Annotated in this window: 17 protein-coding genes and 1 pseudogene; 6 read left to right on the top strand and 12 right to left on the bottom strand. The window is 63.3% G+C overall.

Features of this window, described 5'->3' with window-relative positions:
* Nucleotides 1-124: 124 nt before the first annotated feature.
* Nucleotides 125-448 carry a hypothetical protein gene (locus AC0L2M_RS09990; protein ID WP_023801401.1) on the bottom strand — a complete coding sequence of 108 codons (324 nt, stop codon included), beginning with the start codon at nucleotides 446-448 and terminating at the stop codon, nucleotides 125-127.
* A 173-nt stretch (nucleotides 449-621) separates the two neighbouring features.
* Between AC0L2M_RS09990 and mbfA the strand changes: the two genes are divergently transcribed.
* On the top strand, nucleotides 622-1605 hold the full coding sequence (gene mbfA / locus AC0L2M_RS09985; protein ID WP_287237768.1) for an iron exporter MbfA: 984 nt from the start codon (nucleotides 622-624) through the stop codon (nucleotides 1603-1605).
* A 201-nt stretch (nucleotides 1606-1806) separates the two neighbouring features.
* On the opposite strand, the gene AC0L2M_RS09980 is transcribed toward mbfA, so the two are convergent.
* The 3 genes from AC0L2M_RS09980 to AC0L2M_RS09970 all read right to left on the bottom strand — a co-directional run bounded on the left by AC0L2M_RS09980 (nucleotide 1807) and on the right by AC0L2M_RS09970 (nucleotide 2805).
* On the bottom strand, nucleotides 1807-2151 hold the full coding sequence (locus AC0L2M_RS09980) for an antibiotic biosynthesis monooxygenase family protein (RefSeq protein WP_473534725.1): 345 nt from the start codon (nucleotides 2149-2151) through the stop codon (nucleotides 1807-1809).
* Nucleotides 2148-2480, bottom strand: a complete 333-nt coding sequence (locus AC0L2M_RS09975) for an NIPSNAP family protein (RefSeq protein ID WP_023801398.1) — start codon at nucleotides 2478-2480, stop codon at nucleotides 2148-2150. Before AC0L2M_RS09975 ends, AC0L2M_RS09980 begins: the two co-directional genes overlap by 4 nt.
* A 97-nt stretch (nucleotides 2481-2577) precedes the next feature.
* On the bottom strand, nucleotides 2578-2805 hold the full coding sequence (locus tag AC0L2M_RS09970; RefSeq protein ID WP_023801397.1) for a DUF1127 domain-containing protein: 228 nt from the start codon (nucleotides 2803-2805) through the stop codon (nucleotides 2578-2580).
* Nucleotides 2806-2873: 68 nt separating this feature from the next.
* Between AC0L2M_RS09970 and AC0L2M_RS09965 the strand changes: the two genes are divergently transcribed.
* Nucleotides 2874-3548: an ArsR/SmtB family transcription factor gene (locus AC0L2M_RS09965; RefSeq protein WP_473534724.1), complete on the top strand. Its 675-nt coding sequence runs from the start codon at nucleotides 2874-2876 to the stop codon at nucleotides 3546-3548.
* A gap of 11 nt (nucleotides 3549-3559) precedes the next feature.
* Here the strand turns inward: AC0L2M_RS09965 and ligD are convergent.
* A pseudogene (ligD, locus tag AC0L2M_RS09960) lies at nucleotides 3560-4598 on the bottom strand (DNA ligase D); the annotation flags it as partial.
* Nucleotides 4599-4641: 43 nt separating this feature from the next.
* A complete protein-coding gene (locus AC0L2M_RS09955) occupies nucleotides 4642-5148 on the bottom strand; it encodes a YciE/YciF ferroxidase family protein (protein ID WP_027154740.1) in 507 nt (168 codons plus the stop codon).
* A 419-nt stretch (nucleotides 5149-5567) separates the two neighbouring features.
* Here AC0L2M_RS09955 and AC0L2M_RS09950 point away from each other — a divergent pair, with 419 nt between their 5' ends.
* Nucleotides 5568-5714, top strand: a complete 147-nt coding sequence (locus AC0L2M_RS09950) for a hypothetical protein (protein WP_023801394.1) — start codon at nucleotides 5568-5570, stop codon at nucleotides 5712-5714.
* Nucleotides 5715-6003: 289 nt separating this feature from the next.
* Here the strand turns inward: AC0L2M_RS09950 and AC0L2M_RS09945 are convergent, their stop codons facing one another.
* The gene (locus AC0L2M_RS09945) at nucleotides 6004-6456 is read right to left on the bottom strand and encodes an Lrp/AsnC family transcriptional regulator (RefSeq protein WP_473534723.1); all 453 of its coding nucleotides are present in this window, start codon (nucleotides 6454-6456) and stop codon (nucleotides 6004-6006) included.
* A gap of 119 nt (nucleotides 6457-6575) precedes the next feature.
* Between AC0L2M_RS09945 and AC0L2M_RS09940 the strand changes: the two genes are divergently transcribed.
* Nucleotides 6576-7571 carry a nucleoside recognition domain-containing protein gene (locus AC0L2M_RS09940; RefSeq protein WP_473534722.1) on the top strand — a complete coding sequence of 332 codons (996 nt, stop codon included), beginning with the start codon at nucleotides 6576-6578 and terminating at the stop codon, nucleotides 7569-7571.
* Nucleotides 7572-7685: 114 nt separating this feature from the next.
* Here AC0L2M_RS09940 and AC0L2M_RS09935 read toward each other — a convergent pair whose 3' ends face one another.
* The 3 genes from AC0L2M_RS09935 to AC0L2M_RS09925 form a co-directional block, all read right to left on the bottom strand.
* Nucleotides 7686-8048 (bottom strand): DUF1850 domain-containing protein, encoded by a 363-nt coding sequence (locus AC0L2M_RS09935; protein WP_473534721.1) that lies wholly within the window; start codon nucleotides 8046-8048, stop codon nucleotides 7686-7688.
* Nucleotides 8045-10147 carry a TRAP transporter permease gene (locus AC0L2M_RS09930; RefSeq protein ID WP_287246943.1) on the bottom strand — a complete coding sequence of 701 codons (2103 nt, stop codon included), beginning with the start codon at nucleotides 10145-10147 and terminating at the stop codon, nucleotides 8045-8047. Before AC0L2M_RS09930 ends, AC0L2M_RS09935 begins: the two co-directional genes overlap by 4 nt.
* Before the next feature lie 162 nt (nucleotides 10148-10309).
* Entirely contained in the window at nucleotides 10310-11269 is a 960-nt protein-coding gene (locus AC0L2M_RS09925; protein WP_128169299.1) for a TAXI family TRAP transporter solute-binding subunit, read from the bottom strand.
* Between the two features lie 242 nt (nucleotides 11270-11511).
* Between AC0L2M_RS09925 and AC0L2M_RS09920 the strand changes: the two genes are divergently transcribed.
* Both AC0L2M_RS09920 and AC0L2M_RS09915 read left to right on the top strand, forming a co-directional pair.
* Nucleotides 11512-11865 carry a YciI family protein gene (locus tag AC0L2M_RS09920; protein WP_027155901.1) on the top strand — a complete coding sequence of 118 codons (354 nt, stop codon included), beginning with the start codon at nucleotides 11512-11514 and terminating at the stop codon, nucleotides 11863-11865.
* On the top strand, nucleotides 11865-13115 hold the full coding sequence (locus AC0L2M_RS09915) for an RNA polymerase sigma factor (RefSeq protein ID WP_473534720.1): 1251 nt from the start codon (nucleotides 11865-11867) through the stop codon (nucleotides 13113-13115). The genes AC0L2M_RS09920 and AC0L2M_RS09915 overlap by 1 nt, the downstream gene beginning before the upstream one ends.
* Nucleotides 13116-13449: 334 nt before the next feature.
* Here AC0L2M_RS09915 and cysK read toward each other — a convergent pair whose 3' ends face one another.
* The gene (gene cysK / locus AC0L2M_RS09910) at nucleotides 13450-14430 is read right to left on the bottom strand and encodes a cysteine synthase A (RefSeq protein ID WP_023803671.1); all 981 of its coding nucleotides are present in this window, start codon (nucleotides 14428-14430) and stop codon (nucleotides 13450-13452) included.
* A gap of 305 nt (nucleotides 14431-14735) precedes the next feature.
* Nucleotides 14736-14933, bottom strand: a complete 198-nt coding sequence (locus AC0L2M_RS09905) for a hypothetical protein (protein WP_023803672.1) — start codon at nucleotides 14931-14933, stop codon at nucleotides 14736-14738.
* Nucleotides 14934-14946 lie beyond the last annotated feature (13 nt).

Genomic DNA, 14946 nt, shown 5'->3' with positions numbered 1-14946 from the left:
GAGGTCCTGCAGAATGAAACCGCCCCATGGTGCACGGAAAACCAGGCCGCGCACCACTGGAAAAATGTGACCGAGACAATTCGTGGATTGCGAGCAGAGAGTGGCGCTCCTCGCCGACCGCTCCTCACCCCAAAAGCGTCCGTTGCCGTTTGGCGCCGCCCATCTTGCGCCAGGTGTTGAAGCGATGGGTGGCGGCGGCGAAGGATATCTTCATCTGCTGGGCAACCGAATAGCGCGACTTGCCCTCGTCGAACAGGCGGTAGCAGCATTCGACGCCCTCCTCGGTCAGCTTGCCGTCGGGGGCCTTGTTGTGCGGATTGGCCGGGTCGAATTTCTCGACCTGCTGCTCGACCAGGCCCTTCAGGCGCTGCAGATCGGCCTCGATGCTGGCGATCAGGTCGAGAACGGGTTTCGGGTCAAATGCATGGGTGGGCTGTTTTGCCGGCATCCGGGTTCCTTTCGCTTGGCTTAAGCCCACTATATAGGTGAACATTCGCCAATAATGAAGGGCGCTGGCGGAGGATTCCCGCAACCATAAATTTGAACCTCCGGCTACAAGCGATTGACCAACGGTGCACCAAACTCTAGTTTAGAATAATTCTAAACTAGGGCGGATTTCTCATGCTTTCCCGTGTTTTCGGTTTTGGTCGCCGTCCCTTCGAGTCGCTCTCGGAGCAAGAGATCCTGGCGCTCGCCATCTCTTCCGAAGAGGATGACGGGCGTATCTACCGCGCCTATGCCGACGGGCTGGCGGATAGGTTTCCGCATTCGGCCAAAGTGTTCGAGGAAATGGCGGAGGAGGAGGATGGCCATCGCGACTCGCTGATCGAGCTTCACCGCGAGCGTTTTGGCGAGCGCATTCCGCTGATCCGGCGCGAGCACGTAAAGGGCTATTACGAGCGCAAGCCCGACTGGCTGGTCCGGCCGCTCGGCATCGAACATGTGCGCCAACAGGCCGAGTCTATGGAGCGTCAGGCCTACCTGTTCTATGTCGAAGCGGCGAAACGCACCAGCGACGCCTCGACGCGAAAGCTGCTCGACAATCTGGCGGTGGCCGAACAGGGCCACGAGACGCTGGCGCAGCGGCTGGAGCAAAAGCATGTGTCGGGCGCGGTGAAAGCCGAGGAAGCAGCGGCCGAGCAGCGCCAGTTCATCCTGACCTATGTGCAGCCGGGACTGGCCGGGCTGATGGACGGATCGGTGTCGACGCTGGCGCCGATCTTCGCCGCCGCGTTCGCCACGCACGACACGTTCCAGACCTTCCTGGTCGGGCTTGCCGCCTCAATCGGCGCCGGCATCTCGATGGGCTTCACCGAGGTCGCCTCCGACGACGGCAAGCTGTCGGGCCGCGGCTCGCCGGTGAAACGCGGCATCACCACAGGCGTGATGACGGCGCTGGGTGGCCTCGGTCACGCCTTGCCCTACCTCATTCCGTATTTCTGGACCGCGACAATTCTCGCGGTCGTGGTGGTGTTCTTCGAACTGTGGGCGATCGCCTTTGTGCAGAACCGTTATATGCAGACGCCGTTCTGGCGCGCCACCTTCCAGGTGGTGCTGGGCGGCGCGCTGGTGTTTGCGGCTGGAGTGCTGATCGGGAATGCCTAGCAGCCCTCTTGCCTTCTCCCCTTGTGGGGGCCGAAGGGCGGGCGAGGCCCGTGACTCGCCCCGGGCGGTGGATCGGCGCGCAGCGCCGAGACGGAAGAGGGGTGTTGGACGGAGTACTGTCGGTGCCAAGCTGGAACACCCCTCATCCGTCGCCTTCGGCGACACCTTCTCCCACAAGGGGAGAAGGAAGAGCCGCCCCACTCACCCGTTCGCCGCCCGGCTGTCCTCAGGCGCCTCGGCCCGTTCGGTCAGGCCATAGTCGCGCACCACGTGGGCGATGCGCAGACGGTAGTCGGCAAAGATGCCGCCACGGCCGGCCCTCTGCGCCTGCCTATGTTCCTCCGTGTTGCGCCAGGCTTTCACCGCTTCCTCGTCACGCCAGAACGACAGCGACAGGATGCGGCTCGGGTCGACAAGGCCCTGGAAGCGCTCGATCGACAGAAAACCGTCGATGCCGTCGAGCAGCGGGCGCAGGTCGGCGGCGAGGCCGAGATAAGCGTCGCGCTTGCCCGCTGCCGGCTCGACCTCGAAGATGACGGCGATCACAGTTTCACCAGAGAGGCATGCGGCCCGGATGCGAGTTTCAAAAAAGTCCGATGCTCTTTCAGGATGAATTTTTCACGCCGGGCGAACTCGTAATTGGCCTTGCCGGCCGGGTCGGCGGCGAGCCTGATACGGTAGGCTTCGTAAGCCGCCAGGCTGTCGATGTTATAGGCGGCATAGGCTGTCGTGGCCGAGCCCTCATGCGGCGCGAAATAGCCGATCAGATCGGCGCCGCAGCGCGGGATCGCCTGGCCCCAGTTGCGGGCATACTCCTCGAACGCCGCCTTGCCGAACGGGTCGATCTCGTAGCGGATGAAGCAGGTGATGGTCATCTTTTGTCTCCTTGCTGAATCTGATTTGTTGCGGCGACAGTTCGAGCGGTGTCGAAACCTTCTGTGGTTCTATGTGCTAGGCAATTTTCCATGCTGATCACGCTTGCCAGAAGGATTTCGCGCATTCGCGGCGAACGTCTTGTGGCGTCAGGCCAAGATCGCGCAAAAGATGCTCGTCAATCTCGGCGAGGTCGAGGCGTTGCAGATGGCGGTCATACCACCGCGCCAGCAGCCGCAGATGCGCCCGGCGCAAGATCATGAACGGAGACGGCCGCCGGCCGAAGCGGCTGACAGGCACGGTGTGGGAAGCGGTTCTTGCGGTCATCGTCATCTCCTTGATCTCAGCGCAGGATAGTGGTTATCTGACGCCCATGCTTCGATGAAGGACGAACTATGCGTGAAGGACCAGATATAGCCCGCATCGCCAGCCTGGTCGGCGATCCGGCGCGGGCAAACATGCTGACCGCACTGATGGGTGGCACGGCGCTGACAGCGAGCGAACTGGCGCTCGAGGCCGGCGTGTCGCTGCCGACCGCCAGTTCACATCTGTCGAAACTGATGGAGGGCGGGCTGCTGACGCTGGCAAGCCAGGGGCGGCACCGCTACTACGGGCTCGCCGGGCCGCAGGTGGCTGGCATGATTGAGGCGATCACCGGCGTGGCCGCTGCGGTCGGACCGCAGCGGGTGCGGCCGGGTCCGCGTGATGCGGCGATGCGCGTGGCGCGGGTCTGCTACGACCACCTCGCCGGCGAGCAAGCCGTGGCGATGCTCGACCGTCTTGTCGCTCGACAAGTGCTCCTGCGCGACGACAAGGAGATCCGGCTCGGGCCGTCGGCCGCCTCGCATTTTGCCGCGATCGGCATCGATGTCGAGAGCAAGGCGCGACGACCGATGTGCCGGGCTTGCCTCGACTGGAGCGTGCGGCGCTCGCATCTGGCTGGCATGTTGGGCGCTGCCATCCTCGACAAGATCCTTTTGGAAAAATGGGCGCGGCGCGGGAAAGACAGCCGCGCGGTCATCTTCTCGCCGATGGGCAAGCAGGCCTTCGAGAAGGTGTTTCTCGTCTAAAAAGTAACTGATCAGCCGCGCTTGACCGGCTTGCCCTGCTTGAAAAAATCCACCCAGGGATCGGCTTTCGCCAACTGTTTCAGCGTCGTCTTGTCGCCGATCGGAAATGCGTTCGGCGCCAACCCGGCTTCAATTTCCGCCCAGGTCGCCGGCATCGATACCGTAGCGCCTTTCTTGGCGCGCGACGAATAGGGCGCCACCGTGGTCGAGCCGCGGCCGTTGCGCAGATAGTCGACGAAGATCTTGCCGGTGCGCGCCTTCTTCGACAGCGTCGCTGTATACCGATCAGGGGCGGCCTGCTCGAGGGCACGGGCGAAATCATGGGCGAAGTCCTTCACCTCATCCCAGTCCGCCGACGGTTTCAGCGGCACCACGACATGGTAGCCCTTGCCGCCCGAGGTCTTGACGAAATTCGGCAATGACAGTGCATCGAGCCGGCCGTGAATTTCGAGCGCCGCCGCGCGCACCGCTTTCACGTCGACGCCTTCGTCGGGATCGAGGTCGAAGATGATCTGGTCCGGCTTGTCCAGTTCGTCGACGGTGCAGCCCCAGATATGGATCTCGACCACGCCGAGCTGGACCAAGACAGCGACACCGTCGAAATCACGAATGAACAGGATCTCCTCGCCGTCGGCCGGATCCTTCATCCTGACGATCTTGTCATGCATGCCGGCCGAGGCATGTTTCTGAAAGAAACGTTGGCCGTCGACGCCGTCCGGCGCGCGCACCAGGCTGAGCGGCCGATTGACGACGAATTGTTGCATGCGCGGCCAGACCAAAGCGTAATGATCGAGCAGGCCCTGCTTCGACACCTTCTCCTGCGGCCAAAGAAGCTTGTCCGGGTGAGAAAGTTTCATGACGGTGTCTGCCGCCTCCGTGGATTTGACAGCGGCGGATGTCTCGCCCTTGCCGCTGGCAGGCTTTGCCTTGCTGTCGGCCCTGCCAGGGGGTGCTTTCGGCTTTTCCTGCACGACTTCCTCCGCCGGTTTGTCCTCGCGCAATCCCTGGAACGAGCGTGGCCCATTGTACGGTCGACGTCCAGCTACGGAAAGTGAGGCAAAGCCGGTTGTCCGGCGTTGCCTCGATCGAGCTTCTACTCGGCGGCCTGAAGGTTGACCTTGGCTTCCGCAATCTCGGTGAGCTTGCGGTCGGTCGCCTGTTCTTCCTTGATGTTGTTGGCCAGGACATTGGCGCAGTCGGTGCGGCCAAGCTGCTTGGCCCAGGCGATCAACGTGCCGTAACGGGTTATCTCGTAGTGCTCGACCGCCTGCGCGGATGCGATCAGCGCGGCGTCGAGAACGTCCTTGTCGTCGATGTCGCCGCTGACTTCATCGGCTTCCTCGAGAATGCCGTCGATGGCCGGACAGTTGACCGTCTTGGCCTTCACGCCATGCAGTTCGAACACCTTCTCGACCCGCTCGATATGACCTTTGGTCTGGCCGAGATGCTTCTCCAGGCCGGCTTTCAGCTGCGGGTCGGTCGCCTTGTCGATCATCTTCGGCAGCGACTTCTCGATCTGTTTCTCGGCGTAATAGATGTCGCGCAGCGTGTGGACGAAGAGGTCGTCCAGCGTCTTGATGTCTTTCGAAAAGAAACCCATGGCTTTGCCTTTCCATTGTTCTTGCTGTGTTGGGGGTTCGGCGGCGGTTCCGCTCGGAAGCCGCTGGGCCGGGGTTGGTCCCGGCTCTCAGCGTCAACGTGCTTCTATCGGACGGGTTCCTGGCTTTCCCGAGTAATCAGGGAAATTTGCGCAAGCACGGAAATTTCGCGGCACCGGCCAAAGTTGAAACACAAGCGCGTCGGAGCGACATCCAAACGAAACATATGTGATGCAAAAGTCACACTAGCCGGAATGCCGACGAACTGCATGGAAAGACCCCGAATCAGCCGCATTCCAGCCACGAACCAAGGCCTTTTTGACCAAAGATTAACATCGTGTTCACCGAGTATTCACGCCTCGACGCTATGATCCCACGCAATTCGGAAGGGACATCCGAAATCGGGACAGGGACAGGGAAAATGAACTTCTTGACGCACCTCATCGGCTACGCTGCCGCCATCCGCGAATTCGTCGCGCCGACCTACCGGCCGGAGCGCTATTACATGCGCGGCCCAGGCCCCGCATGCGCACGCCGCGGCCATACGCTCGGCATCAGCGCGCACTGATGACTACCATGGAAAGCCGTCACGACAGCCGGATATGCAGGCCAGCCGCCGATCACCGTGCGACCACCTATCGCACGGGGCGTCCCGGGCTCGCCGACAGGCGGTGTGCGACAACGCCAAGGGCCTGAGATTCCAGGCTTTGAGATTCTGGGGTTTTGAGATCCTGGGGCGTCGAGATTCTGGGGCTTTGATCTCGCCGCCGGCAAGCTTAGTCCCGTTTGACACCAGGCAGCCGGCGTGACCGCCCAGTAGCTGCAAGATCCCTTCCGCCAAGTTGCCTCCGAAAAACTTAGAGCGGGATTGCGGTCGTCTCCTTGGCGGTTCGAATCACAAACATGGTGTAATACCGCGCCACATTCGTCCGATCTCGGAACAGCCGCTCGCACAAAGTGTCGAACTCGTCCATATCCATCAGGCGCAGCATTAGGACAGCGTCGGTCGAGCCGCTCACGCTGTAGGCCTGGATCACCACTGGTTCCATGGCGGCAAGCTCGAGGAAGCGGCGCATGTGTTGCTCGCCGTGGCGCTCCAGCTCGACCGTGACGATAGCCTTTATCCCCCTGCCGGCCTTGGCCGGATCAAGAAGCGCGACAACGCGGTCGATGACACCGACTGACTTTAGCCGCCGTATGCGGCGCAAGCAGCTGGAGGGTGAAAGCCCGACCTCCGCCGCCAGGTCGGCATTGGTTCGCGAAGCGTCTTCTTGCAAAAGCTTGAGAAGCTTCCTGTCGATCCGGTCCATTCCGGTCCTCCGTCGTCGTCTACCGGTCTGCAATTTTATTGCACAAGTCCGCAAATTTTGACCACAAATGCGAGCCGTCTCACGGTAGTCATTTGGCGTCAATCACGGAGACAATCGCCATGGCAGTGCAGACCGCCCTCTATCGAAAGACGCTGGAAACGCTTGAAATCTATTGGGAATTGGTTCGCATTATCGTTCCGGTCACGATAGCCACACAGATCCTGCAGGATCTTGGTGTCATCCGGGCGATCTCTCCGTTCTTCGCGCCTCTCATGACGCTGGTTGGACTGCCGCCCGAGCTCGCTCTTGCCTGGCTAACGGGATTGCTGGTGGGAATTTGGGGCGCGGTGGTGACCGTGTTCACTCTGGCCCCGGTTTCGACGTTGAGCACTGCCGACATGACCGTTCTTTCAACCCTTTTGCTATTTGCGCATGCCATTCCGATTGAACAACGCATCATTCAGAAGGTTGGGCCAAGCTTCGTGGTCACTGCAGCACTTCGCATTGGCGGCGGACTGATCCTTGCCATGCTCCTGCACCAGATATTCGCAGCAACCGGATGGCTATCCGAGCCGCTGAAGCCGGCGTGGATACCAATGGTCGAAGGCACTGATTGGAGCAGTTTTTTTCCAGGCATGCTCAAAACCCTGGCAACCATGCTCGTGATCCTCCTCGCACTAAGCTGGCTGATCGAGCTACTCAAGATATCGGGCATCCTGGGTTGGCTGAACAACGGGCTTTCACCGCTGTTTCGCCTTGCCGGCATCCAGTCACAAGCGGTGCCGTTCACTGCGGTCGGTCTGTTTCTTGGAATTTCCTATGGCGCGGGACTGCTGATCCGCGAGGCGCGCACGACCGGCGTAGACCCGCGCCAGATCTTCCTCGCTTGCGTGTTCATGGGCTTTGCCCACAGCCTCATAGAGGACACGCTGGTTGTCATCGCTCTGGGTGCAGACTTCACCAGTGTGTTTTTCGTTCGCCTGATCTTTGCCGTGCTCGCAACCGCGTTGATCGCCCGGGCAATCAGGTCGGCTTCCGACATTCTGTTTTTCAAAGCATTCTTCCGCAAGGAAGAAAGTCGGCTCGCTCAGTCGGAATCCGGTTTTGGCGGCTAACGATGGAGCGTCTTTGGTCCGCTTATGTGGCTGTGCCCGGAACTCGACATCCGACAACGCCCTGGAGGACGAGGTCCCGCACCCGCTTGCCGACCGCCGCTACCGCGGCTGGTACTAACCTTCGCACAGCTCCAGCACCGTCGTGTCGCCTGCCGCCTTGCCCAGTTCGCGGCAGCCCTGAACCGTGCACAGCGTCCAGCCGTCACCGGTCGCGCCGGAGGCCGCGAGCACAAGGCGCCGCTGCGGCGCCATCTTGGGTTTATAGATCCACCAACCGTCCCGCAGCACCGAGCCTTCCGGCGGTTCCATGCCGGCGCCCGAGCCCTTGATCCGTGCCTCGGCGATCTCCAAGCCGGAAGGCGTCACCTTCCAGTCCTCCTGCCAATGCGTCTTTTCCACCGAATGCGTCCAGGCGAGCGTGAAGGCGGCGACAGTGAGCGTCACCGTCTTGCCGGCTGCGAGGATACAGAGGCTCATGCGGTGCCGGTGGCCTGCCGCGCCCGCCAGCAGTGCCAGCCGATCCAGGCGACAGAGAGTGCCCACCCGGCTTCGTCGGTTACAGGCAGTGCGGCAACCAGCAGCACGCCGGCGGCGAAGGCGACGAGACGTTCCCACCAGGCCATGCGCCGGGCCAGGAACCCGACGGCGGCTGCGCCCCACAGGGCAATACCCATGCAGGCCTTGGCGACGATATAGGCGACCTCGACGGGATAACCGAACTGGGCGGCGATCGGACCGGGGTCCTGCAGCATCAGCGCCGGGGTGTAGACCGCCATGAACGGCACGACGAAGCCGGCGACGGCAAGCTTGGTGGCCTGGATCCCGATCTTGAGGCCGCTCTCCTTGGCCATCGGCGCGGCGGCGAAGGCGGCCAGCGCCACCGGCGGAGTGAGGTCGGCCATAATGCCGAAATAGAAGACGAACATGTGGCTGACCATCAGCGGCACGCCGAGTGACAGCAGTGCCGGCCCGGCCAGCGACGAGGTGATGATGTAGTTGGGGATCGTCGGTATGCCCATGCCGAGCACCAGGCAGGTGAGCATGGTCAGCACCAGCGACAGGAACAGATTGTTCTCGCCGATGGAGATGATCCAGCCGATGAAGGTGGAGGCGATGCCGGTGAGCGTCAAGGTGCCGATGACGACGCCGACGATGGCGCAGGCGATGCCGACCGGCAGCGCGTTCTTTGCTCCCTCGGCTAGCGAATCTATGCATATCTGCAGCGTCTCGCGTCCGCCCCTGAAGGTGACGCAGGCGATGACGAGCCCGGCGATGACAAAACTGAGGATGTTGACGCCGAACCTCATGAAGGAGGCGGCGGCAAGCCCCAGCGCCAGCCAAAAGACGATGCGGAAGGCAAGCGGCCCGATCAAAGCCGCCAGCGGCGTGCCGAGGATGAGCACGATGGTCAGCGCCAGCCCCATGGTGCCGGCGAAGATCGGCGTATAGCCGGCAAACAGCAGATAAATGAGCGCGGCCAGCGGCAGCACCAGCGGCCAATGTCGTCTCACCGCGTGCCACGGATTGGGCAGGTCCGCCTTGGCCATGCCCTGCAGGCCGGCCTTGCCGGCTTCCAGGTACACCTGCCAGAAGCAGGCACCGAAATAGAGCAGCGCCGGGATGATCGCTGCCTTGACCACCTCGGCATAGGGGATGTTCAGCGTCTCGGCCATGATGAAGGCGACCGCGCCCATCACCGGCGGCATGATCTGGCCGCCCATCGACGAGGTCGCCTCGACCGCGCCGGCGAAAGCCGAACGGAAGCCGAAGCGCTTCATCAGCGGAATGGTGAACTGGCCGCTGGCCACCACATTGGCGACGCCGGAGCCGGAAATGGTGCCCATCAGCGCCGAGGACAGAACGCAGACCTGGGCCGGTCCGCCGCGCCATGTGCCGACCAGGCCAAGCGCGAAGTCGTTGAACAGCGCGATCATGCCGGCGCGCTCGAGAAAGGCGGCGAAGACGACGAAGATGAAGATATAGGCGGCCGAGACGTAGACCGGCGTGCCGTATATGCCTTCGGTGCCAAAGGCGAAGGTGTCGATAAGCTGGGCGAAATCATAGCCGCGATGGATGAAGGGCGGCGGCAGGTGATTGCCGAAGGAAGCGTAGGCGAAAAAGATCAAGGCGATCAGGGCAAGCGGCAGCCCCATCAGCCGCCGCGCGGCCTCGAAGACCAGCACAACCAGCACCGTGCCGACGATCAGGTCCGGTGTGTTGAGGAAGCCGGAGCGCCGGATGAGATCGGCATAGAACACCCAATTGTAGAGGCCGGTGCCAAAGCCGAGCAGGCCGAGCGTCCAGAATGCTGCTTTCGCCGGTGTGCTTGTGGCGCGCAGATTGGCGATCAGGCCAAAGCCGAGCAGCAGCAAGAAGCCGACATGCATGGCGCGCACCACCTGGCTCGGCAGGCTGCCATAGGCGGCGATGTAGATCTGGAAGACGGAGAAGGCGATGGCGATGAGAAAGGCGGCCTTGCCGGCGAAGCCGTCGCCGAAACCCGGCGGCAGCCCTTCGAGCGGGGCTTCGGCGGTGGGGGAAAGAACGGTCCGCGTTTCGGGATGGGCGTCGGTCATTGGCGGGTTCCTGGCGGGCGCAATCCCTCCCCCTTGAGGGGAGGGTGGACAGCCGCCGAAGGCGGATGGACGGGTGGGGTCGTTGCGGCAGTGCGCGGCCTGAACCGACCCCACCCGCCTCGCTTCGCTCGGCACCCTCCCCTCAAGGGGGAGGGAGTACCCCTATTTCACCAATCCCTTTTCCTTGTAATACCGCTCGGCACCGGGATGCAGCGGCACCGGCATGCCGTCGAGCGCCTTGGCCATGTCGATCGCCTTGGCGGCGGCGTGGGCAGCAGTGAGCTGGTCGAGATTTTCGAACAGCAGCTTGGTCATCTGATAGCCGGTCTCGTCGGAGACGTCGGCGTGGGTGATGAGGAAATTGCCGACGGCGGCGGTCGCGACGTCCTCGGTCTGGCCTTCATAGGTGCCCTTGGGAATGGTCACCGAAAGATAGGGCGAGCCGATCTTGGCGACGTCCTGCGCCGGTACGGCGACGACGTTGATCGGCACCGAAGTGGCGAGGTCGCGGATCGAGGCGACGCCGAGGCCGGCCGATTGCAGCGTGGCGTCGAGCTGGCGGTTCTTGATCAGCTCGACCGATTCGGCGAAGGGCAGATACTCGACCCGTCCGAGATCCTCGTATTTCAGCCCGGCGGCGGCGAAGATGGCGCGGGCGTTGAGCTCGGTGCCGGAGGCCGGCGCGCCGACCGACAGGCTCTTGCCCTTGAGGTCGGCAAGCGTCTTGATGCCGGATTCCTTGCTGGCAACGATCTGGATATAGTTGGGATAGATGGCGGCGACACCGCGCAGCTTGTCGAGCTTGCCCGGGAAGCCGGCTTCGGTGTTGCCCTCGGCCGCCAGTTTGACGGCATCGCCGAGCGCGAAGGCGATCTCGCCCTTGCCCTGCTGCAACAGGTTGAGGTTCTCGACCGAGGCCTTCGTCGCCTGCACCTGGGTGCGGGCGCCCTCAATGCCCTTGCCGTAGATTTCCGACAGTGCGACGCCGAGCGGATAATAGACGCCCGAGGTGCCGCCGGTCAGCACGTTGATGAATTCCTGCGCCATGGCCGACACCGCGCCAAGACCCAGCGACAGCGCCAGCGCGCCGGCAGCAATAAATTTCGTCCTGAAATTGTGCATGTGATCTCCTCCCTGAAATATCTGCCACCGCGCGACCCGAGGCGAGTTTAGACAGCGGGCGGGAAATGCCAACCCGCAATAATATCCATTAGACGAACGGCTGAGTGATGCCGCAACGCATAGCCGCTTGCGCGATGTGCGATCGGAGCCGAAAGATTTTCGCAGAGCCTGTCGAAATCGCGCGAGGCCGCGCGACATACGTTCGGCTTGCAACGATGCGGCCTTCGAAAATGGAGAAGACCATGCGATACATGCTTTTGATCTACGTGAACGAAGCCGCGATGGCGGCCGCGCCGACGGAGAAGACGTACGAGATCAGCGCAGCCTATGGCGCCTATACCGAGGCGTTGAAGAAGTCCGGCTCCTGGTTGGCCGGTGACCGGCTGAAGCCGACCCAAGCCGCGACCTCGGTACGGATGGCCAACGGCAAGACCAACGTGCTCGACGGTCCCTACGCCGATACCAAGGAGCAGCTCGCCGGTTTCTACATGATCGAGGCGGAGGACGCCGACGCGGCTATTGCCTGGGCGGCGCGATGCCCAGCTGCCAGCACCGGCACAGTCGAGGTGCGGCCGATCTGGGAACAAACCATGTGATGACGAATGACCTGGAGGTCGCCCGGGCGGCGGCGGAAGCGGCCGCCCGGCAAAGCTACGGCAAGCTCATCGCCTTCCTCGCCGCCCGCACGCGCGACGTGGCCGGCGCCGAGGACGTGCTGGCCGACGCCTTTGTGGCGGCGCTGGAGCGCTGGCCGCAGACCGGCGTGCCGCAGAAGCCAGAAGCCTGGCTGCTGGCGGTGGCGTGCAGACGCCGCGTCGACGCGATCCGGCGGCGGCTGACCAGCGAGGCGAGCCGCGACCATCTCAGGCTGATCGCCGAGGAGATCGAGGCCCGCATGATCGATGAAGACCTGCCCGATGAGCGGCTGCGACTGATGTTTGCCTGTGCCCATCCGGCGATCGAGGCTGGCGTACGCGCGCCGCTGATCCTGCAGGCCATTCTGGGCTTCGACGCAGCGACGATCGCCTCGGCCTTCCTGGTATCGCCGGCAACGATGGGCCAGCGCCTGGTGCGCGCCAAAAGCCGCATCCGCGAGACCGGCATTCCGTTCCGCGTGCCGGAGCGGGCAGAGCTTGGCGAGCGGCTGGATGCGGTGCTGGAAGCGATCTACGCCGCGTTCGCCGAAGGCTGGTCCGACCCGGCCGGCACCGAAACCCGCCGCCGCAATCTCGCGACCGAAGGCATCTGGCTCGGCCGGCTGGTAGCCTCGCTGATGCCGGATGAGCCGGAAGCGCTTGGCCTGCTGGCGCTGATGCTGTTTGCCGAGGCGCGGCGTGCGGCGCGGCGCAACGCCGCCGGGGACTATGTGCCATTGGCCGAGCAGGAGCTTGGGCTGTGGGACGGCGCGTTGATTGACGAAGCGGAGACATTGCTGAAGCACGCCGCGGCCAAGCGCGTCGTCGGCCGCTACCAGCTCGAGGCAGCCGTGCAATCCGCCCATACGACAAGGCGGCTGACCGGCCGGACCGACTGGGCCGCGATTAAACAGCTCTATGATGCGCTGTCGGTGATTGCCGGCTCGCCGGTGGTCTCGATCAACCGCGCGGTGACCCTTGCCGAGGCCGACGGCGCCGCGGCGGGATTGAGTGCACTTGATGAGCTTGGCGACGAGAAACGGCTGCATGATTATCAGCCTTATTGGGCCGCCCGCGCGGGCCTTCTGGCCAGGCTCGGCAAAACTCGGGAGGCTACCGAGGCCTATAACAGGGCGATCGGCCTCGAACGCGACCCGGCCGTGCGCCGGTTCCTGCAGGCACGACGGGCTGGGCTCGCAGCCGAAGAATGAGGTCAGGGAAAGGCCGGGGTCAGACATGATCCGATGTTTGGGATCTAAGGCCGACCGCTGGTGCCGCCCCTCATTGCCCTGCCCGTCCTCCGCAGCAGCTGCGGAGGGTGGACCGGGCATTTCTCCCCGTAAACGGGGAGAAATAGGCTGGTCGCGGTGTCGGCACTTTTTTCTGCAACGCTGGCGATTGGCGAACCCGTCAATGAGAGCGCCCCCTCGCCCCGTTTACGGGGTGCGAATGCCGGCAGGCAGGTGAGGGGCGGCGCCGGCTTCGACAATTGGCGGGCGCTACGGAAGCGCAGGAAACCGCAACCGCAGGCCGGCACAAATATGCCTAAGCCCCCAGCCCTTCGAACAGGATCGTCGACAGATAGCGTTCGGCGAAGGACGGAATAACGACCACCAGGTTCTTGCCCTCGTTCTCCGGCCGCGAGCCGACGACGATCGCCGCCTGCAGGGCAGCGCCCGACGAGATGCCGACCGGCACGCCTTCGAGGCGGGCGACAAGCCGCGCATTGGCGACCGAATCCTCGTTGGAGACCTTGACGATCTCGTCATAAATGGTCGTGTCGAGGATCTTCGGCGCGAAGCCGGCGCCGATGCCCTGGATCTTGTGCGGGCCGGGCTGGCCGCCCGACAGCACCGGCGAGGCTTCCGGCTCGACGGCGACGACATGCACGGAGGGCTTGCGCTGCTTCAGCACCTGGCCGACGCCGGTGATGGTGCCGCCGGTGCCGATGCCGGCGACGAAGATGTCGACTTCGCCATGAGTGTCGTTCCAGATTTCCTCGGCAGTGGTGCGGCGGTGAATTTCCGGATTGGCGGGATTCTCGAACTGCTGCGGAATGATGGCGTCGGGCAGCGTCGCGGCCAGTTCGTCGGCCTTGGCGATGGCGCCTTTCATGCCTTTCGGCCCTTCGGTCAGCACCAGTTCGGCGCCGAGCAGCGCCAGCATCTTGCGGCGTTCGACCGACATGGTTTCCGGCATGGTCAGGATCAGCTTGTAGCCCTTGGCGGCGGCGGCGAAGGCGAGCGCGATGCCGGTGTTGCCCGAGGTTGGCTCGATCAGCGTGGTCCTGCCGGGCGCAATCCTGCCCGATGCCTCCAGCGCCTCGATCATCGAGACGCCGATGCGATCCTTGACCGAGCCGATCGGGTTGAAGAATTCGAGCTTGGCCAGCAGATTGGCGACGACGCCCTTTTCCCCGGCGAACTTGTCGAGCCGCACCAGCGGCGTGTCGCCGATCGTCTCGGTGATCGAATTGTAGATGCGGCCGCGGCCGGGCACAGGCACGGTGGTGGCGGGCTTGTTCATTGGTTTCGCTCCCAAGAGGTCAGATGGGCAAGGGTCAGGCAATCAAGTGAGTCAGGCAACTAAGTCTCGACCAGGCAGGATAAAGCCTTCGGCCGCGCAAGCTAGTCTGCCGTTTGAAAATATCCGACGGGGTCGCATGCTGAATACATCCTCGCCCGCAGGTGACGGCCAGATGCAACCGCCGCCGCCCTCGGGGCACCGCATCACTTGCCGGTCGGCCCCAGACCGCGTCGCCGGAGACGACGAAGCCGGTCACGAGATCCTCATGCTCGCCGGTCGGCTAGCCGTCCTTGCACCTTTCGGGCTCAGTTCCCGGCGGCGTAGAAATCGTCGTCGAGGCGCTTTTCCAGCGCGACGAGATCGGCCGGCAGCGGCAGGCCCATGGCGCGCATCTCCCCCAGCTTTTCGCGCAACTGCTCCTGCACTTCATGCTGATCCTCGGGCTGGTTGATCATCTGCTCGAGCAACAGGCTGATCTGAGCCTTGAATGATTCCAGCGCCATTTTTTTCTCCTTG

It is taken from the genome of Mesorhizobium sp. WSM4806, assembly GCF_055811635.1.
Note: the sequence above shows the minus strand (reverse complement) of the source record. Positions and strands in the feature narration are given on the sequence as shown.